A 22194-nucleotide genomic window follows, 5' to 3' on the forward strand; every position below is an offset into this window, starting at 1 on the left:
CGGCATCCTGCAGGCGGTAGATCGGTTCGACCGGCGGCCGACCGCGCTGCGCATTGCGGCGATTCAGGTGCTCGACCTCCATTTCCTGGATATGCGCCGAATCCGGCAGCATGACCGAGCAAAGATCGATGGTGGCGCGGGTCGTATGGATGGGACCAGAAAAGCCCTGTTTAACCAGTTTCGGCAAAAGGCCGCTGTGGTCGATGTGCGCATGCGTCAGGATGACAGCGTCAATCGCGTCAGGTGGAAACGGGAATGGACCGTAGTTCAATTCCCGCTCGGACTTCGACCCCTGGAACAGGCCGCAGTCGATAAGGATGCGCGAATGCGGCGTCTCGATCTCATAACATGAGCCGGTGACGCCATGGGCCGCGCCATGGAAACGCAGGATAGGATCCGTGTCGCGTCTCATCTCGGGACGACCTAATGCGACAGGAGGACAGGCAGGCGCAGGTCCGCGAGAATGCCTTCGGTGGCGCCGCCAAGCACGAAGTCCCTGACGCGGGAGTGACCATATCCGCCCATGACAAGCAGTTTGCCGCCGATCTTGAGAGCGTGTTCCTGGAGAGCGGTTCCGATCGACCGATCCCCTGCCTGGATCGAGGCGGCCTCGGCCACCAGACCACGCGTCCTCAAGCCCTGCGCAAGGCGTTCGTCGATGTCCTGTCCCGGAAGCGGCTTTTCGTCGGTCACGGTCACAACGGTGATCATGGAGGCATGTTCGAGAAACGCCCGCGCGTCGGCAACAGCCCTTGCTGCCACTCGGCTGCCATCCCAGGCGATGACGACATGGTCAAGRACCCCAACGTCCGTGGAGTCGGGAAGAAGCAGGGCCGGTCGACCCGAACCGAACAGGATCGCCTCGGCTATCATCCGCGCCGTCTGGTTGCCCGGCGCCCAGCCGGCCAGACAGACATCGAAATAGCGGGACTGCTCTGCGGCAACGTCGCCCATCAAGGCCGGTGGTGCGGTCAGCAGCTGCGTGGTGAGGGTCACACCGCCATGCGCTGCTGCTTTCGCAATCGCCTCCAGCAGGACACTGCCGCATTTGCGGCTGGTCGCCTCGACCTCTCGTATCTTGTGGGGAAGATCGAGCAAGTAGCTCGACAGCGCGTTCGAGACGTCGGGAATGTCGACATTGATGGCAACGGCATGGAGCGCCGCGTCGATCTGCTTGACGAGCGCAACCGCATTCTCTGCAATCTTCGGGGAGTTTGCGTCTGGATAGGTCGCCAGACAGAGAGATGCCATAAGCTTCATCGGATTTCGCCTCGGTGCGGCCGCGGATGGCCATCGTTCGTGACATTTGTAGTCACAAGGGACGAGGCNCGCCAGACAGAGAGATGCCATAAGCTTCATCGGATTTCGCCTCGGTGCGGCCGCGGATGGCCATCGTTCGTGACATTTGTAGTCACAAGGGACGAGGCTAGCTTTGATTCACCGCAAATGCGTCTCCGCTAGATGATGGGCGCTGATCCCTGAATTGCCGCGCCGTCGAAAGCCCTGAGGGTGGCCGGCATTTGGTTAGGAGCAATGGTAGTGGGAGCCGTTTGCCCACAAGCACCATGAAACCCGGCAGATCGGTGTCTCGAGCAAAATATTGACCCGAAGACGCCGGCTCAAGGTTTGCGACGGCGCGGTCGATGAGGGGCAGTCGTAGGTCTGTCATGAAATTAGTACGGCGATTGCGTGGTGTTCGATCTGATGGTTTGTCTACGCTACAATAGCCGCGCAGTACGAAAACCAGCATAATTTCAAATCATTAGAGACCTCGCAATCGTACAATGACAGGCATTGGGAAATATCAGGAAAGGTCGTCTGACAGATTCCTAGTCTGTACGTCACAGGTTCGATTCCTGTCGGGATCACCATGCAAAGTCAAATTTCTAAGGCGTCGCCGCCAACATGAAAAACCCGCCATGGCGAACCATGGCGGGTGATTTTCACGCAAAATGGAAACAGCCCGTTCAGCCAACCCGAACGACAAAATGCTTCGTCACCGGCTCGACGATCTTCCACGTTCCCTTGAAATCGGCTTCCACCACGAAGGCGTCGCCGGGGCCGACTTCGACAGGCGTGCCGCCGTCGGGCGTGATGATGATGCGGCCGGCGATCATGTGCACGAACTCATAGTCGGTGTATGTCGCGTGATAGGTGCCGGGCGTCGCCTGCCATGTGCCCGACAACACCTTGCCGTCCTCGGTCGTGTGCTGGACGGCGGTTTTCATGGTCGGTTTGCCCTCGATCACGACCCAGCCGGTCAGATCACCGGCTTCCGCGTTTTCGACGGCGCCAAATTTGAGGATCGTGTTGCGTGTCATGTCCTGGGCTCCGTCTGGTCCGTTGTGCCGGCGTCATTTGCCTGGACGGTCAGATAGCCGATGCCCCTGCCGCGAGCAATGCCGGCGCCATGCGGTGCATGACGCACTCGCGTATCGGGTCAACGGGCAGATTCAGGGTTTGTGCCGTGCCGAGACCAGCTCGGCCTTGCGCCGCGCCGTCTCCAGTCCAAGCCCGATGAAGGCGCGAGCGTGTTTGGCGAGCGCCACATTGTCTGTCCACAGATTGCGCCAGATGGCGGTTTTTTTCGACAGGTTCTCGTCGACGATTTCCGACGAGAAGGATTCGAAGCTGAGGTCATCGCTGTAGCCGATCGCCGTCAGCGCATCGAAGATCGCCGCGAAGTCGATGTTGCCGGTGCCGAGGAACCCGCGATGGCTTTCGCCGATATGGACATAGCCGATCTTGCTTGCGGCATGGCGGATGGCCAGCCCGACATCGGCTTCCTCGATGTTCATGTGGAAGGTGTCGAGATGCAGGAAGATGTTGTCCGAGCCTGTATCCTCGATGAAGGCCAGCCCTTGCGCGGCGGTGTTGAGCAGGTTGCTTTCGAAGCGGTTGACGATCTCGAGGTTGAGCGTGACGCCGGCCGCCTTGGCCGTCTCGGCGACCTTCGCCAGCGTGCCGGCGCTGCGCTGCCATTGATCGCGCGTGGGCGCCTCGACCTGCAATCCGTGGCTGGTCGAGAGAATGCCGGCGACCTTCCGGCCGCCAAGATCGCGCGTCAGCGCGATGGTGTCATTGAGGATTTCGACGCCGCGCGCGGCAATCGCCTTGTCGGCGCTCGAAATGTCGCCATCACCAGGCAATCCGATGCTGATCGCGACGCCAAGGCCGAGATCGGCGATGCGCCTGGCAAGTCCGCCAATGTCGACATCGGCCGGGTCGAGATAGGAGAATTCGATGAGGTCGAAGCCGGCCTCTTTGGTGTTGGCCAACGTCCGCTCGAGATCGGCCTGTGCCGAGCTCGCCGACCAGACGAAAGAATGGATTCCAATACGCGACATCATCGTCTCCGGCTTCTGCGCATCGGACCCAGAAGCGGAGCCGATGCCTGGACAAGACGTGCGGCCGGTGATCCCGGCCGCACGCTGCTGAGGGACGTTTAGCGGGCCGCGGTCCAGCCCTTGTAGTCCTTCAGGTTCTCGGCCGTGATCAGCTTCGGGTCGAGCAGCACGGTCGGCTCCGCCGGCTTTTTGCCGGCAAGCAATTCGGCTGCCATCGTCAGCGACTGGCCAGCCATCACGTAAGGATCCTGCGAGGCCGAAGCCTTGATCATCGAGGTGCCGGAGGAGAGTTCCTTCTCGATATCGGGCGCGCCGTCGACGGCGGTGAAGATGAACTCCGAGCGGTTGAGCTGCTTGGCCGCGAGCTGGGCGCCGATCGCCGTCGGATCGTTGATGGCGAACACCGCATCGATCTTGTCGAAACGCGTGAGCAGCGACTGGAATACCTTCAGGCCGCCGTCGCGCGAGCCTTCGGCATTCTGGTCGTCGGAGAGGATCTTGATGTCGGGATGCTGTGCCAACACGTTCTTGCAGCCCTTCACCCGCTCCAGGATCGACGACGATGCAGGCCCGTTGAGGATGACGTAGTCGCCCTTGCCCCCGGTATGGTCGACCAGGTACTGGCAGGCCTCTTCGCCGGCCTTGACGTTGTTGGTCATGACAGTGACGTCGGCGCCCGGCGCCGAAACGTCGAAGGCGGCAACGACGATGCCCGCGGCTTGCGCCTTCTTCACCGCCGGTGCGATCGCCTTGGCGTCGACTGCATTGAGCATGATCACATCGACGCCGGCGGCGATGAACGAATCGACCTGCGAGACCTGCTTGTTAAGGTCATAGTCGGCCGACACCGACGTCACCTCGACCTTCGGGTTGATCTTCCTGGCCGCGTCCTCGATGCCCTTGATGGTGGCGACGAAGAAGGGGTTCCCGAGCAGGCCGACCGAGATGCCGACCTTGTTAAGGTCCTTGGCCGAAGCAGGCGCGATGGCGAGCGACGCGAGTGCGACGCCGCAGAGCAGTTTGGCGATGGTCTTCATTGCTTTCCTCCGATTGCCCCGCGCCTCTCACGGTGCGTTACACAAACCGGTCGTTTACGCCGGCGACTAAGGTCAATCACGTTCTTGCTCCTGCCTGGAGCCTGTAGCGGTCGAGGGCGACCGCCACGATGATGACCAATCCCTTGATGATGTACTGCCAGATGTCCGACACACCGGCCAAGATGAGTCCGTTGGAGAGCACCGCGATGATCAGCCCGCCGATCAGCGTGCCCCAGATCGAACCGACACCGCCGACGAAGCTGGTGCCGCCGAGAATGACCGCGGCAATGGCGTCGAGCTCGTAGGATTGTCCGAGCTGCAGGCCATTGGCAGCGTAGAGCCGGGCCGCCGACATCGCGCCGCCAAGGCCTGCCAGCATGCCGGATACGCCATAGACGAAGAGCAGCACCAGCGGCACCTTGATGCCGGTCAGCCGGGCTGCCTCGGCATTGCCGCCGACGGCATAGATCCAGGTGCCGAGCACGGTCCGCTTGAGTACCAGCCAGGACAGCACCACGACCGACAGCGCAATGATGACCAGCCAGGGAATGCCGAACAGCGAACCGTTGCCGATGAAATCGAACGGCAGGTCCGAATTGAACACCGTCGTGTCCTGGCCGAGCAGGCGGGCGACGCCGCGCACCGCGGTCAGCGAACCCAGCGTGACGATGAAGGGCGGCAGCTTGATGTAGGCGATGAGCAGCCCGTTGATCAGGCCAAAGGCGAGGCCGACCAGAATGGCCGCCGGCACGCCGAGCAGGCCCCAGTCCGGCACCAGCGACACCATCACCGCCACCATCGCCGATGCCGCAAGGATGGCGCCGACGGACAGGTCGATGCCGCCGGTCAGGATGACGAAGGTCATGCCGGCCGCCAGCACGATGTTGATCGACGACTGCTGGGTGACGATCAGCAAATTTGTCTCGGTCAGGAAGCGCGGGTTCATGAACTGGAAGCCGGCCGCCAGCAGGATCAGGACCGGCAGCATGCCAAGGGCAGCGATTGCGGTGCGCAACCGCCGGCTCGTGCCGGTGGCCTGGCCGCCTGCGCTGATCTCGGTCGCCTTGTCGGTCATTGCTGAGCCGCTCCCGTTGCAAGTTCCATGATTTTCTCCTGGCTGAGCGGCACGCCTTCGGATGCCGTCACCTCGCCCGATATCGTGCCGTCGCGCATCACCAGCACGCGGTCGGCGACGCCGATCACCTCCGGCAATTCGCTGGAGATCATCAGGATGGCGATGCCTTGCTTGGCGAGATTGTCGATCAGCCGGTAGATTTCCGACTTCGCTCCGACATCGACGCCGCGCGTCGGCTCGTCGAGGATCACGACCCTCGGCTCGGTTTCGAGCAGGCGGGCGAGCAGCACCTTTTGCTGGTTGCCGCCCGACAGCGAGCCGGCATTGGCCTGCACCGAACTGGTGCGGATGGACAGATCGGCAACAGCCTTGGAAGCGCGCCTTTCGGCGGCGGCGAAATCACGCAAGCCGCCGGCGAGGGAATCCCTTGCCAGCACGCCCATGCTGATGTTGTCAGAAATCGACATGTCGAGGAACAGGCCGAGTTCCTTGCGGTCCTCGGTCAGATAGGCGATGCCGGCATCCAGCGCCTCGCGTGGCGAGCCGATGGTTACGGGCTTGCCGTCGAGTTCCAGCGTGCCGGACGTGCGCCTATCGGCGCCGAAGATCAGCCGCGCAAGTTCGGTGCGGCCGGAGCCGACCAGGCCCGCCAGCGCCAGCACCTCCCCCTTGTGCAGGTCGAACGAGCAGTTCTTCAGCAGACGGCCGTCGGACATGCCGCGCACCGAGAGTGCCACCGCGCGCTTTGCGTCCGGCGGCCGATGGTCCTTCTTGTAGAAGGCGGACAGATCGCGGCCGACCATCATCGACACCAGGCGCGAGGCGCTGAGCTCAGCGCGCTCGATCGTGCCGACATAGCCGCTGTCGCGCAGCACGCTGACGCGGTCGGCAAGCTGGTAGACCTCTTCCATGCGGTGGCTGATGTAGATGATGGCGATGCCTTGCGATTTCAGCGTCGCAATAACCTCGAACAGCCGGTCGGTCTCGCGCGAGGTCAGCGACGTCGTCGGCTCGTCCATCACGATGATGCGCGCATTGGTCGACAGCGCACGGGCGATCTCGACCAATTGACGCTCACCGAGCGACAGGCTGGAGACCATGTCGCGGGCCGAGAAGGAGACGCCGAGACGGGCAATGATCTCCCTGGCGCGCCGGGTGCACTGGTCGCGGTCGACGATGCCGAAGCGTCGCGGCTCGTTGCCAAGGAAGATGTTCTGCGCCACCGTCAGATTGGGCGCCAGCGACAGCTCCTGATAGATCACCGCGACGCCGCTGGCGCGCGCCTTGATCGGATCGCCGGTCGCGGCGGGCATGCCCTCGATCAGGATCTCGCCGCCCGCATCCGGCCGATAGGCGCCTGAAAGCACCTTCATCAATGTCGACTTGCCGGCGCCGTTTTCGCCCATCAATGCGTGCAACTCGCCAGCATGGACGCTGAGCGAGACATCCTGCAGGGCGCGGATGGCGCCGAACGTCTTGGAGATGTGACGCATTTCAAGAACCGGCTGGCGCCCCGTCTCAACCTTGGCAGCCGCACTCATCGCGCGCCTCCCACCGCGGCACCAGCGATGCCACGGTCCATGGCCAGCGCACGCCAGTCATCACGATAGAGGGCTAATCCGGTGAAACGCGAAGCGCGCACCGGCACCGGCACTTCGGCTGCAAATTCGCGCCCGACGCTCTCGAAGGCGAGCGCCGCGGCGCCCGTGGCGCTGCCCTCCAGCGTGGCACCCTGCAGGAACGTCTGGCCAGGACGCAACTGCGCCAGCAGGCCGGCGAGCAGACCACCCGTGTTCAGCCCGCCATCGACGATCACGCTGTTGTTCGAATGGATGAGGTCGAGGCAGAGATCGACCATCAGCGCGACATAGAGCAGGGCCACCGCCGCCCGCTCCTCGGCATCGGGCGTACGCCCGACGAGCCGGCCGGAATGGCCGGACATCGGTCCGCCCGGCGCGAAGCTCGGCAGCGCCATGATGCCGGCGTCGATCACCCGCTGCACCGTCGGGCCGGCGATCTCGCCTTGCCAGCCGCCGCTGATGGTCGCGAATTCGCGCCCACCCATGAAGCGGATGGTCGGCACCGGACCGCCGTCGACATCGACATTGACCAGCATATCGCGGTCCCGGTCGAGCACGTCGAGCGGGCAGTCCGGATTAAGCACGATGACCCAGGTGCCGGTCGAAACGACGGTGACTGGGCCTAGCTCCTGCCGGCGATAGGCATGCAGCGCCGCATTCGAGTCGTGGACGCCGTTGTGAATAGCGATCGGCCTCGCCGTATCGCCGAGGCGCCGCTCGCCGGTCAAGGCGCCGGCGCGCTCGAAGGCAGGCATCCGGTCACGCCAGCCCTGCGCGTCGACCAACGAGGAAAAGTCGCGCTGGCGCGGCGCCCACAGATGCGAATGACAGCCAAGATAGGACACTTCCGAGACCGCCCGCCCGCCAAGGCGCCAGCTCCAGTATTGCGGATAGCCGAGGATCGATTTCGACACGGCGAACGCGTCGGTATCGACCTCCTGCAGCCACAGCATGTGGCGGCCATAATTGAAGCCGAGCGGCAGTCGCGGCGAGAACGTCTCGGCAAAATCCGGAATGCGGCGATCGATCCGCGCGGCAATCTCGGCCGGCGGCTCTTGCTCATAGTCGAGGATCGGATGCGTCAGCGCCGCCTCGTCGATCAAGGCGAAGGTGCAGCCATGGCCCGACACCATCAGCCCCTCGACGCCGTGGCTTTCGACCGCATCGTTTACGGCACTGAGAGTCCAATCGTGGAGCGCTGTCTCGTCGAGCACGCTGAAGCCGCCTTGGCGCACCCATTTCGGCTGCGTCCGACGCTCGTCGAGAATGCGCCCGTCCTGCCCGAAGACGAACAGTTTCGAATTGGTCTTGCCGAAATCGAGGACCGCCACCTTCACTGGATGGCTCCCGAGGATGAGGCTATCCGCACCATGACGCCGGCATCTTCCAGCATGCGCGCATCGGTGTCGGAGAGGCCGTCATCGGTGACCAGCGTGCCGATGCGGGAAAGCGGCAGCGCGACATTGCGCGCGTGGATCGACAGTTTGCGGCTGTCGGCCAGCACCACGATCTGGTCGGCGCACAGGCTGAGGTCGATGATCGAGCGCACCAGCAGCGGATGCGATTCCATCACGCCTTCCTGGCCAAGGCCTTGCGCGCCGAGAAAGAATTTCGAGGCATAGAAGGGCGCGGCCTGTGCGAGCGAATGGATGATGCCGGGTTCGCGATGCAGGTCGCCGCCGGCAACCGTCAGGCTGCAATGGCCGTGGTCGCTGAGGTAGGCCGCGAGCGGCATCGAGTTTGTGTAGAGCCGGATGTTGCGCTCGGCGAGCTTGACCCCGAGATGGAAGCAGGTCGAACCACCATGCACGATGACCGCATCGCCGTCACGCACCATGGTCGCCGCAAGAGCGGCGATCTGCCGCTTGGCCTCGACCGCAAGGTCGCGGTTCTCGTCATAGGGCCTGGCATAGGCGACACCGGCCTGGGAAGCCCCATCGAGCGCCGAGATGCCGCCATAGACCTTCCGCGCTTCGCCGGCCTCGTCGATCCTGTCGATGTCGCGTCTGACCGTCGCGGCCGAAACGCCGAGCCGCTCCTGCAGTTCGCGCACCGAGGCGAACGGGCGATCCCGCAGCAGTTCGACGATCTGACGTTGGCGGCCGGAGTCGCTCAACTCTTTCCTCCCGAGTGCCATTTTTCACGGCAGTTGGTGCAACTTACTCAACATTAGCCAGATTGCAAGCGGGTTTTGATGATAGTAGATCACTGTTGACGTAGATCACTCGTATCTGCGATATCAGCGCCAATTCGATCCTGGTAACGGGATTTCGCGCGGGACACGGCCGAGCCGTTGGAGGAAAAGCGCCATGGCAACCCAAGCTGACGCACAGGAGCTGGCGGCCTTGCGGGCGCTTTCGGCCAGCATCGGGCAGAGCCCGCATCTGACCCAGGCGGCGGGCGGCAACACTTCGCTGAAAGCCGGCGACACTTTGTGGATCAAGGCCTCCGGCACCTGGTTGAAGGATGCGCTCACCGACGACATCATGGTGCCGGTGGCAATGGCGCCGCTGCTCAGGGCGGTCGAACAGCGCGACCGCGCCGCCGACCAGCCGCAGGGTTTTACCATTGCGGCCCTCAACCCGCGCGGCCTGCGTCCGTCGATCGAGACCACGGTGCACGCCCTGATGCCGCAGCGCGTCGTTCTGCACGTCCATTGCGTCGACACGATCTCGCTTGCCGTGCAGGCCAATGGCGAGGCCGAGGTCGCCAGGCGGCTCGATGGCATCGAATGGGCCTATGTGCCCTATTTCCGGCCAGGCCTGCCGCTTGCCCACGGCATTGCTGAAAAGCTCCGGCCTGATGTCGACGTGCTGATCCTTGGCAATCACGGGCTGGTCGTCGCCGCCGAAACCGTCGCCGGGGCGGAGCTTCTGCTGTACCGCGTCCGGTCGCTGCTGGCCCGGCCGGCGCGCGCTACTGCCGAGCCCGACCTTGCCGCTTTGACGGTGCTTGCCGGCGACAGCTTCTACAGATTGCCGGCCGATGTCGAAGCGCATGCGGTTGCGCTCGACCCGGAAAGCCGTCGCATGGCGGAGGCCGGCAGCCTCTATCCGGACCACGTCATCTTCCTCGGCCAGGGCTCCGTCGTGGCGGGGCTCGGCGAGACCGTGGCCGATGTCATCGCGCGGCTGGGCACGCCGCCGGCGGCGATCCTGTTTCCCGCCACCGGCGTGCTGATGCGCGGCGACGCCAGTGCCGGCGCCGACGCCATGCAACGCTGCCTTGCCGACGTGACGGCGCGCATCGACATCGCCGCGCGGCTGAACTATCTCACCGCCGCCGAGAATGACGAGCTGGTCAATTGGGACGCCGAGCAGTATCGCCAGAAGCTCAACGCGGCCGGTAACTAGCAAGGACAGACGACATGATGCCACTTGTCATCGGCATCGACATCGGCACCTCAGGTGCGCGTGCCGTCGCGATGCGCCCGGATTTTTCCATTGCCGGGCATTCGGCTGTTCCGCTCGACAGATTTGGTCGCGAAGGCCGCGACCCCAAGGCATGGTGGCAAGCGGTCAAGGCGGCGCTGACAGAGCTGCTTTCCGGCATCGACCGCGCCGCAGTCCGCGCGATCGCCATCGACGGCACGTCGGGCACACTGCTGCCGATCGATCCTGCCGGGCGGCCGCTCGCCGAGCCGCTGATGTACAACGAGAAGGTCGCCGACGGTGACATCCTGGCGGCGATCGCCCGCGAGGCGCCGGCTGCAAGTGCTACGCACGGAGCGACATCCGGTCTCGCCAAGGCCCTGCACTTCCAGAGCGTGCCCGGCATTGCAATGGTGCTGCACCAAGCCGACTGGATCGCCGGAAATCTCTCAGGTCGCTTCGATGTCAGCGACGAGAACAATGCGCTGAAGACCGGCTATGACGTCGAAGCCCGCCGCTGGCCGGACTGGATCGCGGCTGCCGGGATGCGCATGGAGTTGCTGCCGCGCGTCGTCGAGCCGGGCGATGTCACCGGCAATCTCACCGCGGCCGCCGCGGAGCTGTTCGGCTTGCCCCGGGATGTGGCCGTTGTCGCCGGAACGACGGACGGCTGCGCCTCGTTCCTGGCGACCGGTGCCGCGGCCGTCGGCGACGGCGTCACGGCGCTGGGATCATCGCTGACCATTAAGATCCTGTCCGAGCGCCCGATCTCGGCGCCGCGCTTCGGCATCTACAGCCATCGGCTCGGCGACTCCTGGCTGGCGGGCGGCGCTTCGAATTCCGGCGGCAAGGTGCTGGCGCAGCATTTTCCGCTCGCGCAAATCATTGAACTCAGCGCGGCTATCGACCCCACCACCACGACCGGCCTCGACTACTATCCGCTTCCCGCCATCGGCGAACGCTTCCCGATCGCCGATCCGGCGCTACCGCCACGCCTCATGCCCCGGCCAGCGGATGACGCAAACTATCTGAAAGCGATGTTCGAGGGCATCGCCGCGATCGAAGCGCTTGGCTATGACAGGCTTGCCGAGCTTGGCGCGCCTGCACTGACATCGGTCAGGAGCGTCGGTGGCGGCGCCGCAAACGCGGTCTGGACGGCAATCCGGCAGCGCAAGCTCGGCGTCACCTTCCTGCCCGCGCTTTCCGATGAGGCCGCCGCCGGCACGGCACGGCTGGCGCTGCAGGGTGCAAGTGAGGCGGGGCTGCTATGAACACGAAGAACGTGGAGCGTCTCGACGGCATCGGCCCGCTGGCCGAGCGCTACCAGGTTTTCTTGCTGGACCAGTTCGGTGTTCTGCATGACGGCCAGCAGCCCTATCCGGGCGCGGTGGCGGCATTGTCGGCGCTGAAGCGCGCCGGCAAGACCGTGGTGCTGATTTCCAATTCCGGCAAGCGGGCACAACCCAATGAAAGCCGGCTCATGAAACTCGGCTTCGAACCGGGAAGCTGGGACCATTTCGTCTCTTCCGGCGAGGTGGCGTGGCGATCCTTTAGTGACATGACGGCATCGGGGAAGCTGCGCCCGGGGACAAAATGCCTGCTGATCAGCCGCGACAGCGACCGCACCGCGATCGAAGGCCTACCCCTCGTGCTGACGGCGGTCGGTGAAGACGCCGAACTGGTGCTGATCTCAGCCAGCGAGGGCGATCGCTACGACCTCGACCATTACCGCCGGCTGCTTGCTCCGGCAGCGGCGCGACGGGTACCGTGCTTCTGCACCAATCCCGACAGGATCATGCTGACGGCTGTCGGCCCCCGCTTCGGCGCCGGCGAGATCGCCGATCTCTACGAAAGCCTTGGCGGCAGCGTCACCCGCATCGGCAAGCCCTACAAGGCGATTTTCGACGCAGCACTGGCTCTGGCCGGCAAGCCGGACCGTGGCATCGTGGTCTGCGTCGGCGACAGTGTCGAACACGATATATCAGGCGGCAATGGTGTCGGCATCGCCACGGCGCTGGTTCTGAGTGGGATACTGACGGACACATCAGATCTCGCCGCTGTTTTCAACGAACAGCAGGCCTGGCCGGACTATATCACGGATAGCTTCAGCTTCCGCTGACCGCTTCCAGCATGCGCCTTGCACTTTCCTCGTCGGTGATCAGGATCGTCGGCGCGATCAGGGTCATGGCGCCGAGCAGCGCCTCGGTCTTCTCCGCACCGCCGGAGGTGAGGATGCGGATCGGCGCCCTGCGCAGACGGTCGACATCCACCGACATCACGTGGCTGTTGACGGGATGGTCGACCAGATCGCCATTGCGGTCGAAGAAATGGAACAGAAGGTCGCCAACGGCGCCACGCGCAAGCAGGGCCTCCCGATCCGCTTCCTTGAGAAAGCCGCCGCGAGAGAAGGTGGTGGCCGAGGCGATGCCGCCGACGCTCAGCAGAACGGCATCGAGCACGTTGGCCATTTGAAAAACCTCCTGCAGGCCGCAGCGCTCGACCAGCGCGATCTTGGTCTCGACGCTGTCGACGACGGCCGGCGTCGGGATCAAATAGCCGTCGCCCTGGAAGATTTGGGCGAAGCGCCAGGCGAATTCGGCCGGGTTGTATCGGCGCACGACGCCGACACCGCCAAGCAGCGAAATGACCTTGAAGTCGGTGAGCGACTTGGCGCTGATGAAGGGCAGGCTCGAGAACAGCGTCTGACCCCAGCCGACACCCACACGCATGCCGGATTTCATCGTGTCCGACAGGAAACTGCCGGTCTTGGCACTGATTGCCGGTATCGGATCGGCGTCGGGCGTGGAAAGCGGCGCCACCAGCGCCTGCTGCAACCCGAACGTCTTTTCCAGCGCGCGCTCCAGCCGCACGATCTCTGACAATTCGCTCTCGATGCTGATCTTGACCTCGTTACGCGCGCGGGCGTCCGCCAGCATGCGCACGATGGTGACGCGGCCGACGCCGAGCACATCGGCGATCTCGTTCTGCGTCATCTGCTCGACGAAATACATCCATGCGGCGCGAATCCTGAGCCGATCCGTCCGGCTTTCGCTGGCGACCTGCTCGGTTGCCTCGGCTCGGCCGTCTTTGCTTTCGCCCTGTCGTCGCCTGCCCACGCCTATCTCTCCCCCTGCGGCGACGGACGAGCGCGCCGTCGCCGATTCTGCATGCTGGTCTAGTATCGCCTATTGATCTACCAATCGATAGGAACAATGTAGAGGGGGCGGCCGCCCCCAGTTGGTGGCCATCCGCAGCAATTTCGAGGCGATCCGCGATGCTCCGACAAATCTCCGAAGACGTCCGCGTCAACCTGAAGGACCGGTTGCGGGAAGTCCGTGAAATCATCCGCCAGAGCCGGCACGACGGCAGCGGCGACGCCAGTGTCCTGCGCGAAGCAACCAGCCATCTGCCGCCGTTTCCGGGCAAGGGCATCGAAGGCCTGCTCAGCCATGCTGCGAGTGCCGTCGACGAAGCGCTGTCGATTGCTGAATCTTTCGTCCCGCATGAGCGCCCGATAAAGGTGGACGGCACGACGGTAAAGGGCCTCGGCACCTATTTCCCGGTCGGTAACGAGGATCGCCAGCTGAGCGCGGAGCGCCTGTTCCGGCGCGATATGTATTATCTGACCAAGGCGGTACTTGCCGGCCTGAACATCGACAATGCCCGCATCCACGAAGCCGATTTCGCGGCCGTCCATGCCACGATGCGCAAGCGGCATGGTGATCTTTTGGCCGCATTGGCGGCGCCGGGTGCTGGACTGCAGGCAATCGCGGCCACCTGTTCGGCGCTGCTGGTCGAGTGCCTCAACCAGCATCCCGTTCGCTTTGCCGAGACCGCGCCGGAAGCGCCGGCGGTGGTGGGTGGCCGGGCACTCGACATAAGCTGCCTGGCGCCGCTCGCTTTGGCCTGCGGCCTGGCCACCACCGGCAGGGACGGTTCGCCGGAACCTGATATGCTGGAGATCGCGATCCTGGCCGCCGACATCCGTCACGACCGCATCGTTCAGGCCTGCGCCAAGGCGAGCCCGATCAGTGAATTGACACCCGTTTTCGCCACCTTGCTGGCCCATTTGCCATAGCTTGCCGGTAGAGGGCACTCAGATTTAGTCTGCAGCGGCCATGGCCATGATCGTCTTTTTGGCGCGCTGGATCGAGGCCGGGCTCATCGAGAGTTCGGTCAGCCCCATCTTCACGAAGGTCGCAATGAGGTCGGGACGGCCGGCCGCCTCACCGCACATGCCGACCATGATGCCGGCGGCGACGCCGGCTTTTGCCGTCATTTCAATCGCCGACATGACGGCTGGATTGGTGACATCGTTGAGCTTCGCCACGGTCGGATTGAGCCGGTCGGCGGCCATGATGTACTGGGTAAGATCATTGGTGCCGATCGAGAAGAAAGCGACCTCCTTGGCCAGCGCCGGGGCAATCAGCACGGCAGCCGGAGTTTCGATCATCACGCCGAGATCGAACGTTGCATGCGGCACGCCCTCGGCTTTCAGTTCGGCGGCGCATTCCTCGACTAAAACCCGAGTCTGCCTGACTTCGCCGATATCGGAAACCATCGGCAGCATCACCTTGATGTGGCCGTGCACGGCGGCCCGCAGCAGCGCCCTGAGCTGACGCTTGAAGATATCGGGCCGGTCGAGGCACATGCGAATGCCGCGCCAGCCGAGGAAGGGGTTTTCCTCATCGGGAAATTCGATGCCGGCGATCGGCTTGTCGCCGCCGATGTCGAGCGTGCGCACGATGACCGGATACGGCGCGAAGGCCTTGGCCAGCGCCGCGTAGGTTTCCGCCTGCATGTCTTCCGAGGGCAGATGCAGGTGACGCATGAACAGAAGCTCGGTGCGGAACAGGCCGACGCCCATGGCGCCTGCCTCTTGCGCCGCCTCGATTTCCTCGAGCGAGCCTATATTGGCCGCGACTTCGATGATCCTGCCGTCGGCCAACTTCGGCGTCACCGCCTTGAAGACGGTCAGCCCGGCGCGCTCCTTTGCCGCCGCTTCGACACGGCCGACGAAATCGGCGCGGGTCGCCGCGTCGGGGTCGATGATCACATGGCCGGCATTGCCGTCGAGTGCGACGTCTCGCGCGGTGCGCAAGGCGTTGACCTGGTCGCCGAGGCCGAGCACCGCCGGAATGCCGTGCGAGCGGGCAATGATGGCGATGTGCGAGGTGGCGCCGCCATGGCCGCAAACCACGCCGCCGATCCGCTTCAGCGGCGCACGCGCCAGATCCCAGGCGCCGATGTCGTCGGCAATCAGGATAGCGCCTTCGGGAATGTTTTCGAGGCTGACATCGTCCTGCCCGAGCAGCGCGAGGCAGATCTGCCGTCCGACCGCATGAACGTCGTCCGCCCGCGCGTTGAGATAGTGATCGTCGACGGCGCTGAAATCGGCGGCGATGGTAGAGGCTGCGGTGATGACAGCCGAAATCGCGTCGTTGCCGCCCCTGATCAAGCTCTCGGCTTCACAGGTCAGGCTGTCGTCGGCGGCGATATCCCTGAGTGCGGCGACGATGCCGCGGTCTCCAGCCGACAGGCTGTCCTGCGCCAGCGCATCGTCCATGCGTGCCTGGACCGCGCGGACAGCAGTGCGGAACCTGTCGATCTCGCCGCCGATCTCCTCGGCCTGCAACATGCGACCTTGCCCGGCGATGTCAGCCGGGAAATGCGCAAAGGCCGGGCCGATGGCAAAACCTTCGCTTGCCGCCACGCCGCGCAAGCCGTTTGCTCGATCAAGTGCTGCCGGCGCTGATTCGGGCACTGGCGCGGGTGCCACTTCCTGCCCGGCATCATTCGCCGGACTCTGCGTGTCAGCTTCGTCATCCAGGCCTGCTCTCGGATTTTCGAGATAGCCGATCAGCGCCTCGATCGCCTCGATGGCATCAGCGCCATTCGCCCGCACCGTGACTTCCTGGTTCTCCTTGACCGCCAGCAGCATCAGCTTGACTGAGCTCTTGGCGCTGACCGCCTTGCCGTCCTTGACCAGCTCGACATCGGATTCGAAACCCTTGGCGAGCTTGACGAACCGCGTCGCGGGACGGGCGTGCAGACCTTCATGCACTCTGACGATGGTCGAGCGTTCCATGGCAAATACTCTGGTTTTGGGCGCCGCTCCAACATGGACTGCGGCGCGAATGCTGTCAGGCGGCGATGGTGATGATCGCGCCCGCCTTAAGGGCGGCCACGAGCGCTTGCGGGTCGACTTGCGACGCACAGATTTCGCCCGGCCTTTCGGCCTCGGTGGCCCCGTTGAACGAGATGACGACATGGCCCATTTCAAGAACCTTGCTCCAGGCGCTGGAGCCGACCGCCGTTATAACGGCGACAACCGGGCCGAGTGTGATCGAAGCGCCCTTGGCGGGCGCTCCGTCACTTGGTCCCTCCTCCGCCTTGTGGAGCACCGACACCTCGGCAAGCTCCGGTGGCGAGCCATCCGCAAACAGGATGACCACGCCCCCTTCGGCAAGGTCCGCCACTTCGGGTCCGATGGCAGTGACCCGTGTTCTCAGCAGAACCGTCATATGGCGAACCTCATTTCATGCTTTCCTTAGAATACGATCAGGCTGACGACCCACGCGATCAGCACCGAGACCGGTCCCATGATCTGGCGGCTGATGAGCACCGCCGGAACGCCGATTTCGATCGTCTTTGGCTTGGCCTCCCCGAGCGCGAGGCCGACCGGGACGAAGTCGCAGCCCACCTGGGTATTGTAGGCAAACAGCGCCGGCAGTGCCATTGCCGGCGAAATCGTGCCGTTGGCGATCTGCGGGCCGATGATGGCGACGCCGATGACCTGCGCGATGACAGCGCCTGGCCCGAGGATGGGCGACAGGAACGGCAGGCCGCAGATAGCCGAGATGATCAGCAGGCCAACGATGTTGTTGGCCAGCGGACCCATCGGCTGCGCCAGCACATCGCCGATGCCGGTATACAGGATCAGACCGATGAGCATGGTCACGAAGGCCATGAACGGCAGCACGTTGCGGATAACCTGGTCAATGGTACGGCGGCCGGCATTGAAGAAGATGCCGACGATACGCCCCATGACGCGGCCGATCGTGCTGATGAGGCCGATCAACCCACCCTCGCTTGGCAGCGGCTGTGGTGCCGCGGCCGCATTGTTGCTTGAACTCATCGCTGCTGCTCCCCCTGCAGTCGTGACCGTTTCGGATCCGTCCGCCATTGTGATGTTGGCCGGCTTCACGCCCGAAACGTAGATGTCCTCGGTGATGAACTGGGCCAGCGGCCCGGACTGACCGACCGGCGTCAGATTGACGGTCGGGATGCGCTTGCGCGGATAGACGCCGCATCGTGCGGTGCCGCCGCAATCGACGACGACAACCGCCATCTCGCTTTCGATCGGCGGCGCCCTGAAGCCGTCGACGGCTTCGGCACCGGTCATGTCGGCGATGAGCTGCGCCACCGGGTGAATGCCGCCACCGGTGACGGAAACAACCTTGCTGCGCTGTTCGGTCGGCTCGATGACCAGCGGGCCACCCCAGCCGGTTTTGCCCTGGGATATCCTTACGGCTTTGTATGTCTTGGCCATGATGTCCTCCCCGCCCTTACAGCTCGACGCCCTGGCGGCGTGCCATGATGGCGGTGATGCGTTCGGTCAGCATGCCCTTGAGCAGGATGACGACGAGACCGACGATGGCGTACCAGATCGCCACCTTGACGTGGTAGCCGGCGACGACGACGCCCTTCTTCTCCAGCTCCAGCAGCGCGACGAGAATGCCGCCCCAGACGAAATACTCGCCGGGATTGATGTGCGGGAACAGGCCCAGCGGCGGGTGAACATAGGACACGGCCGCGTCATAGAAGGCCGGCTTATGCTTTTCTTCCAGGAACGATCCGAACGTATAGGCCATCGGATTGGTGAGGAAGAACACCGCCAGCAGCGGCAAGAGCGTATAGCGCGTCAGCGCGATACGGCCGGCGCCGCGCGCCAGACCATGCACGCGCTCTTCTCCGACCAGTTCGGTGACGGCGTAGAAGGCCGTCATCAGCACCACCAGCGTCGGAATGATGCCGGTGACGAAGCCGGCAAAAACCTCGCCGCCCTTCTGGAAGATACCGATGAAGTACTTGCCGATGGCGGTCAGCCAGCCGAGCTGCTCTTCCTGCTGCACGTCCTTCAGCTTTTCCTTGAACTGATCGACGGTGATCGGTCCGCTGTCCGCTTGCGCGAGGACAACGAGATGGTCCGAGGCATGCTCGACGGCGAGCTTGCCAGGCAATGCAGCATCCGAGACCATTGCACCTGCCACATGCAGATTATGCACGGCCATGTCGGCATGCTGCGCCAACAACGAAAATACAGACATTTCTCCTCCTTATGCCGCCCGCCGGTTGATCCCAGTCGGTGCGCGGCGTCCTCTAGGCCCTTGCTATGTTCAAGCCGGACAGACCCGGCTTCTTCCCCGGCTCCGACCGTGTTTTGTCGATCTGCTCGATCGCCCGCTTCACGGCCTCGGCCACACCGGATTCCCCCTCCCCCATGATTGCAGGGTTGGACCGGAGTCGATCGAGGGGAACGCCCTCGAACTCTTCATGTCTTTTGAATTTGGTGAAGACGGAACGGCCGCTCATCACCATCAGGCGGCGCACGACCAGATCGGGTGTCACCACGACGAGCGCGATGGTGCCCTTGGCCAATCGACCGCGAAAATTGCCGGCTCCGACGAAGCCATCCTTGTACTGGTCGGTGACGCCCCTGAAGACATCCGAATAGTGCCGCATTTGCAGCCAGACGCCGAGCGACTGCAGCGCCCACACGATAACCAGCAGAAGCAGTCCCCACTGCCAAATCGCCATTCGGTTCTCCTCCCGAAGCCTCAGTTGAACCGCACCTTGGACCGGCGCGTGACAACGGCAAAGTGAGAACATTTGTTTCCGAGAATGTCAATATGTATGATATTGGCCTCAGCTGTCGTCATCCACAGGGACACTGACAGATTTCGGCGGCGGCGCCATTGTGCTAGCCTGACCGGGAACAGGATACGAGGAACATGGATCTGCCCTTCAGGGACGAACTGGCCTTGATGCCCGACCTTCGCCATCGGTTGCGGCAGTTGCGCTGGTTCCGCGCCACCTTTCGCGGCAGCGCCAAGGTGGTCTCGGACACGTTCGGCGTGCGCTTCGAGATCGATGAGGCCAAGCTCACCAGGGCCTTTCTCGACTGGGTCGAGATCATGGAGGCGCAGAAGCGCTTCGCCGCGATCGACCGCGCCGACTTCATCGTCTTTGCCGCCGGCCTAGTGCTGCGCGAGCTGATCAAACAGGCGCCGGCCAGGGAAATCTCCGGCCTCACTCAGCTGATCGAGACGGAAACGAATGCCGGCACGCTGGAAATCGTCCGTTTCTGGCCGGAGGGTTTCCTCTACACCAACTACTGCGTCTCGGTAATTTCGGCGATCCACGAGCAGGAATTCGGCAGCGCACCGAACATCGACAAATGTGCCGACGATCTGCGCACATGGTGGTCCTATCGCGAGAACGTGACCGAGATGCCGGCCTATGCCGTGGCCTTCCTCGACCGCTTCCTGGGCGCCGAACCGAACTGGATCACGCCGGATCGCGCACAGTCCCGGCAAGCCATGCAAAGGGCTCTCGGATCCGCGCGAGCGAGCGATGCGCTGCGCCAGCTCTGACTGCGCGCCGGGTTTCGCACCCCAGACACGCAAACCGTCAAAAGCACCCGCGCTATTGAACATTTGACTTTTTGCCGATAGCGATGTGCGAAATTGACTCGTTGGAGAAGCGCGTGGCGCGAGCAAGGCCTATCATTTTCGATTGCGACGGCGTTCTTGTCGACAGCGAGCCGCTGGCCGCCCGGGCCTATGAGCGCGTCTATGAAAAGCACGGCATGCCCGGCGTCAACACCAGCATCATCGCCCAATGCATCGGCATGAAGCAGTCAGATATCATCGTCAAGATCAGGGATTTGACCGGCCACCAGTTTCCGGCGGCGGCGGATGGCGATATCTGGGCCGAGACCAAGGCGCTGTTCTCCGAAGAATTGAAGCCGACACCGGGGATCGCCGCGTTTCTGCAGACGCTTGCGGGCGACCGCTGCGTTGCCTCGTCCTCCTCCGTCGAGCGCATAAACCACAGCCTTGCCGTGACCGGACTGGCAGGGTTTTTCGGCGATGCGATCTACAGCTCCTCGATGGTCAAGAACGGTAAGCCGGCGCCGGACATCTTCCTGTTTGCGGCCGACAAGATGGGCGCTAACCCCGCTGACTGCATCGTCATCGAGGATTCGCCCTTCGGCATCCAGGGCGCGGCCGCTGCCGGCATGACGGCGATCGGTTACACAGGCGGCGGTCACACCTATCGCGAGCACGCCGCACGGCTGACATCGGCGGGTGCCGATTTCGTCTGCGCCGACTGGCATGAAGTCAGCCGGCAATTGGCCGGGCTCGGTGTGCCGGCCTAATTTAGCGGGTACTTGGTGAATCCACGGCTGGCCCATTCGCCAGGCGGGACCAATGACCCCACACGGAAGTTGAAGGATAGAACCCTCGTCGCATCGGGATCGACTTCACACCGGAAGTTTAGATTGTACCAGGTGTTTCTGGTACTGAAGGCCGCCTTAGCAGGATTGAGAACATTGCCTTTGTCCAGCGTAATGGTTGGCACCCATTTGACCGCATAGTCGGCACTTTGCAGTTCCTGGCTTAGAACATTGCCGCAAAGGGTGGCCACGCGCTGACCGCGCGGCACATTCTCCATGGAGCTTGTAGCGAACGCATTGCCGGTTGCTCCCTGCGAGTAAAGCTTTCTGACGCCCGGAAGGCCGGAATAGATCGGTGATCCTGCAACCTCATTGTTGGTGGGATTTGACCTTCCAGTATTTCCGATCGGCGCTTTGAAAGCTCTTGCGGGTTTGAACGTCATTGTCTTGGCAGGTTTGGGCTTTGCCTTCCCAGTTGAGGCCGGAGGCGCCGGCTTACCACCGGTCTCAGCCGCCAATGGCTTTGGCGTCACGACCGCTTGCTGTTCGGCGGGTTGGGGTGCGAGGCCCTGTTTGTCCGGCTGCTGTTTGTCAGTGTCCTCGGCCGCCTGCTTCTCCTCGTTTTGCGCAGGTTTGGCGTCAGGCGCGGCGACCGCCTGCTTTTCCTCGCCTTGGGCGGGCTTTTCTTCCGGCGCAACGGCGGCCGGCTTCTCGTCAGGCTTGCTGGGCTCTGCCCTTTGCTGTGGCGCTGCAGCCGGGGCGGGCTGGGTCGGCGCGGGTGTCGGTGCTACAGGCGGCTTCGCCGCCTCATCCTTGGCCGGCGACGGCGCGTTGGGCTTAGCGCTGCTTCCGTCGAGCGATTTCTCCGGCCCGGTATCTTTCTGGCTGTACTGGAAAACGCGCTTCAGAATCTGGTCGTCTGGCGGTTTCGGCGGTTCCGGAGGCGGCTTTTCAGCCTTCTTTTCAGGTGTCGGCTCCGGTGGCTTTGGAGCAGGTTTCGGCTTAGGCTTCTCGGGCGGCGGCACGATCGCGACATTGACGGGCTGTTCCAGCTGATCCGGCTGCTCGGGTCTCGGCAGGCCAAAGAACAAGAACGCTGCGATCAAGGCATGCAGGATCAGCGATGCGGCTAAGGCCCATCGCCAGCTGCGAAACCATTCTCGTATCTTGCCGTTCATTGCGCCCGATGTGGAATGAAATAACGGCGGCTTCAAGCATAGGCACGGGATTGACGCAATTTGACCGCTGACAGGTTGGTGATCTGCGGTCGCGCGGGCAATCGTCGCCAAAGCGCTGGTACGCTTTAAGCGGCTCCACGATTC

At 63.5% G+C, this 22194-nt stretch carries 22 protein-coding genes; 6 read left to right on the forward strand and 16 right to left on the reverse strand.

Annotation, left to right across the window (positions count from 1 at the left end):
• The 9 genes from ASD12_RS14890 to ASD12_RS14930 all read right to left on the reverse strand — a co-directional run.
• Positions 1-412, reverse strand: a 412-nt coding sequence (locus ASD12_RS14890; RefSeq protein WP_156398595.1) for an MBL fold metallo-hydrolase, incomplete at its 3' end; no start/stop codon positions are given.
• Positions 413-423: 11 nt separating this feature from the next.
• Positions 424-1251 (reverse strand): universal stress protein, encoded by an 828-nt coding sequence (locus ASD12_RS14895; RefSeq protein ID WP_244482851.1) that lies wholly within the window; start codon positions 1249-1251, stop codon positions 424-426.
• A 716-nt stretch (positions 1252-1967) separates the two neighbouring features.
• On the reverse strand, positions 1968-2321 hold the full coding sequence (locus ASD12_RS14900; protein ID WP_056587188.1) for a cupin domain-containing protein: 354 nt from the start codon (positions 2319-2321) through the stop codon (positions 1968-1970).
• 132 nt (positions 2322-2453) lie between these two features.
• Positions 2454-3347, reverse strand: a complete 894-nt coding sequence (locus ASD12_RS14905; RefSeq protein ID WP_056587191.1) for a sugar phosphate isomerase/epimerase — start codon at positions 3345-3347, stop codon at positions 2454-2456.
• A 98-nt stretch (positions 3348-3445) separates the two neighbouring features.
• Positions 3446-4384 carry an ABC transporter substrate-binding protein gene (locus ASD12_RS14910; protein ID WP_056587194.1) on the reverse strand — a complete coding sequence of 313 codons (939 nt, stop codon included), beginning with the start codon at positions 4382-4384 and terminating at the stop codon, positions 3446-3448.
• A 76-nt stretch (positions 4385-4460) separates the two neighbouring features.
• Complete coding sequence (locus ASD12_RS14915; protein WP_056587197.1) at positions 4461-5459, reverse strand: ribose ABC transporter permease; 999 nt, start codon at positions 5457-5459, stop codon at positions 4461-4463.
• Positions 5456-7000, reverse strand: a complete 1545-nt coding sequence (locus tag ASD12_RS14920; protein ID WP_056587200.1) for a sugar ABC transporter ATP-binding protein — start codon at positions 6998-7000, stop codon at positions 5456-5458. The genes ASD12_RS14915 and ASD12_RS14920 overlap by 4 nt, the downstream gene beginning before the upstream one ends.
• Positions 6997-8376 carry a hypothetical protein gene (locus ASD12_RS14925; RefSeq protein ID WP_056587202.1) on the reverse strand — a complete coding sequence of 460 codons (1380 nt, stop codon included), beginning with the start codon at positions 8374-8376 and terminating at the stop codon, positions 6997-6999. Before ASD12_RS14925 ends, ASD12_RS14920 begins: the two co-directional genes overlap by 4 nt.
• Positions 8373-9155, reverse strand: a complete 783-nt coding sequence (locus ASD12_RS14930; protein ID WP_056587205.1) for a DeoR/GlpR family DNA-binding transcription regulator — start codon at positions 9153-9155, stop codon at positions 8373-8375. Before ASD12_RS14930 ends, ASD12_RS14925 begins: the two co-directional genes overlap by 4 nt.
• A gap of 193 nt (positions 9156-9348) precedes the next feature.
• Between ASD12_RS14930 and ASD12_RS14935 the strand changes: the two genes are divergently transcribed.
• Genes ASD12_RS14935 through ASD12_RS14945 form a run of 3 tightly spaced genes read left to right on the forward strand, consistent with a single transcriptional unit; the run spans position 9349 to position 12529 of the window.
• Positions 9349-10392, forward strand: coding sequence for a class II aldolase/adducin family protein (locus tag ASD12_RS14935; protein WP_056587208.1), 1044 nt, complete (start codon positions 9349-9351; stop codon positions 10390-10392).
• Positions 10393-10406: 14 nt separating this feature from the next.
• Positions 10407-11681 carry an FGGY-family carbohydrate kinase gene (locus tag ASD12_RS14940; protein WP_056587211.1) on the forward strand — a complete coding sequence of 425 codons (1275 nt, stop codon included), beginning with the start codon at positions 10407-10409 and terminating at the stop codon, positions 11679-11681.
• Positions 11678-12529, forward strand: a complete 852-nt coding sequence (locus tag ASD12_RS14945) for a TIGR01459 family HAD-type hydrolase (protein WP_056587213.1) — start codon at positions 11678-11680, stop codon at positions 12527-12529. The genes ASD12_RS14940 and ASD12_RS14945 overlap by 4 nt, the downstream gene beginning before the upstream one ends.
• Here ASD12_RS14945 and ASD12_RS14950 read toward each other — a convergent pair.
• Entirely contained in the window at positions 12516-13526 is a 1011-nt protein-coding gene (locus ASD12_RS14950; protein ID WP_056587216.1) for a sugar-binding transcriptional regulator, read from the reverse strand. The genes ASD12_RS14945 and ASD12_RS14950 overlap by 14 nt on opposite strands.
• Before the next feature lie 158 nt (positions 13527-13684).
• Here ASD12_RS14950 and ASD12_RS14955 point away from each other — a divergent pair, with 158 nt between their 5' ends.
• The gene (locus tag ASD12_RS14955; RefSeq protein ID WP_056587219.1) at positions 13685-14488 is read left to right on the forward strand and encodes a hypothetical protein; all 804 of its coding nucleotides are present in this window, start codon (positions 13685-13687) and stop codon (positions 14486-14488) included.
• A 24-nt stretch (positions 14489-14512) separates the two neighbouring features.
• Here ASD12_RS14955 and ptsP read toward each other — a convergent pair whose 3' ends face one another.
• The 5 genes from ptsP to ASD12_RS14980 are packed head-to-tail and all read right to left on the reverse strand — an operon-like array spanning position 14513 to position 19230.
• Positions 14513-16498, reverse strand: a complete 1986-nt coding sequence (gene ptsP, locus ASD12_RS14960) for a phosphoenolpyruvate--protein phosphotransferase (RefSeq protein WP_056587223.1) — start codon at positions 16496-16498, stop codon at positions 14513-14515.
• Between the two features lie 55 nt (positions 16499-16553).
• Complete coding sequence (locus tag ASD12_RS14965; protein WP_056587228.1) at positions 16554-16934, reverse strand: PTS glucitol/sorbitol transporter subunit IIA; 381 nt, start codon at positions 16932-16934, stop codon at positions 16554-16556.
• Positions 16935-16960: 26 nt separating this feature from the next.
• Positions 16961-17962: a PTS glucitol/sorbitol transporter subunit IIB gene (locus tag ASD12_RS14970; protein WP_056587231.1), complete on the reverse strand. Its 1002-nt coding sequence runs from the start codon at positions 17960-17962 to the stop codon at positions 16961-16963.
• A gap of 16 nt (positions 17963-17978) precedes the next feature.
• Complete coding sequence (locus ASD12_RS14975) at positions 17979-18740, reverse strand: PTS glucitol/sorbitol transporter subunit IIC (RefSeq protein WP_056587234.1); 762 nt, start codon at positions 18738-18740, stop codon at positions 17979-17981.
• A 52-nt stretch (positions 18741-18792) separates the two neighbouring features.
• Positions 18793-19230, reverse strand: a complete 438-nt coding sequence (locus ASD12_RS14980; RefSeq protein ID WP_023757337.1) for a transcriptional regulator GutM — start codon at positions 19228-19230, stop codon at positions 18793-18795.
• Positions 19231-19424: 194 nt separating this feature from the next.
• Here ASD12_RS14980 and ASD12_RS14985 point away from each other — a divergent pair, with 194 nt between their 5' ends.
• Both ASD12_RS14985 and ASD12_RS14990 read left to right on the forward strand, forming a co-directional pair.
• Positions 19425-20066: a hypothetical protein gene (locus ASD12_RS14985; protein ID WP_056587237.1), complete on the forward strand. Its 642-nt coding sequence runs from the start codon at positions 19425-19427 to the stop codon at positions 20064-20066.
• A gap of 113 nt (positions 20067-20179) precedes the next feature.
• On the forward strand, positions 20180-20854 hold the full coding sequence (locus ASD12_RS14990; RefSeq protein ID WP_056587453.1) for an HAD family phosphatase: 675 nt from the start codon (positions 20180-20182) through the stop codon (positions 20852-20854).
• Here the strand turns inward: ASD12_RS14990 and ASD12_RS14995 are convergent.
• The gene (locus ASD12_RS14995) at positions 20851-22050 is read right to left on the reverse strand and encodes a DUF930 domain-containing protein (protein WP_056587241.1); all 1200 of its coding nucleotides are present in this window, start codon (positions 22048-22050) and stop codon (positions 20851-20853) included. The two genes, ASD12_RS14990 and ASD12_RS14995, sit on opposite strands and share 4 nt — an antisense overlap.
• Between the last annotated feature and the right edge of the window lie 144 nt (positions 22051-22194).

The organism is Mesorhizobium sp. Root102 (assembly GCF_001425625.1).
Classification (GTDB): Bacteria; Pseudomonadota; Alphaproteobacteria; order Rhizobiales; family Rhizobiaceae; genus Mesorhizobium.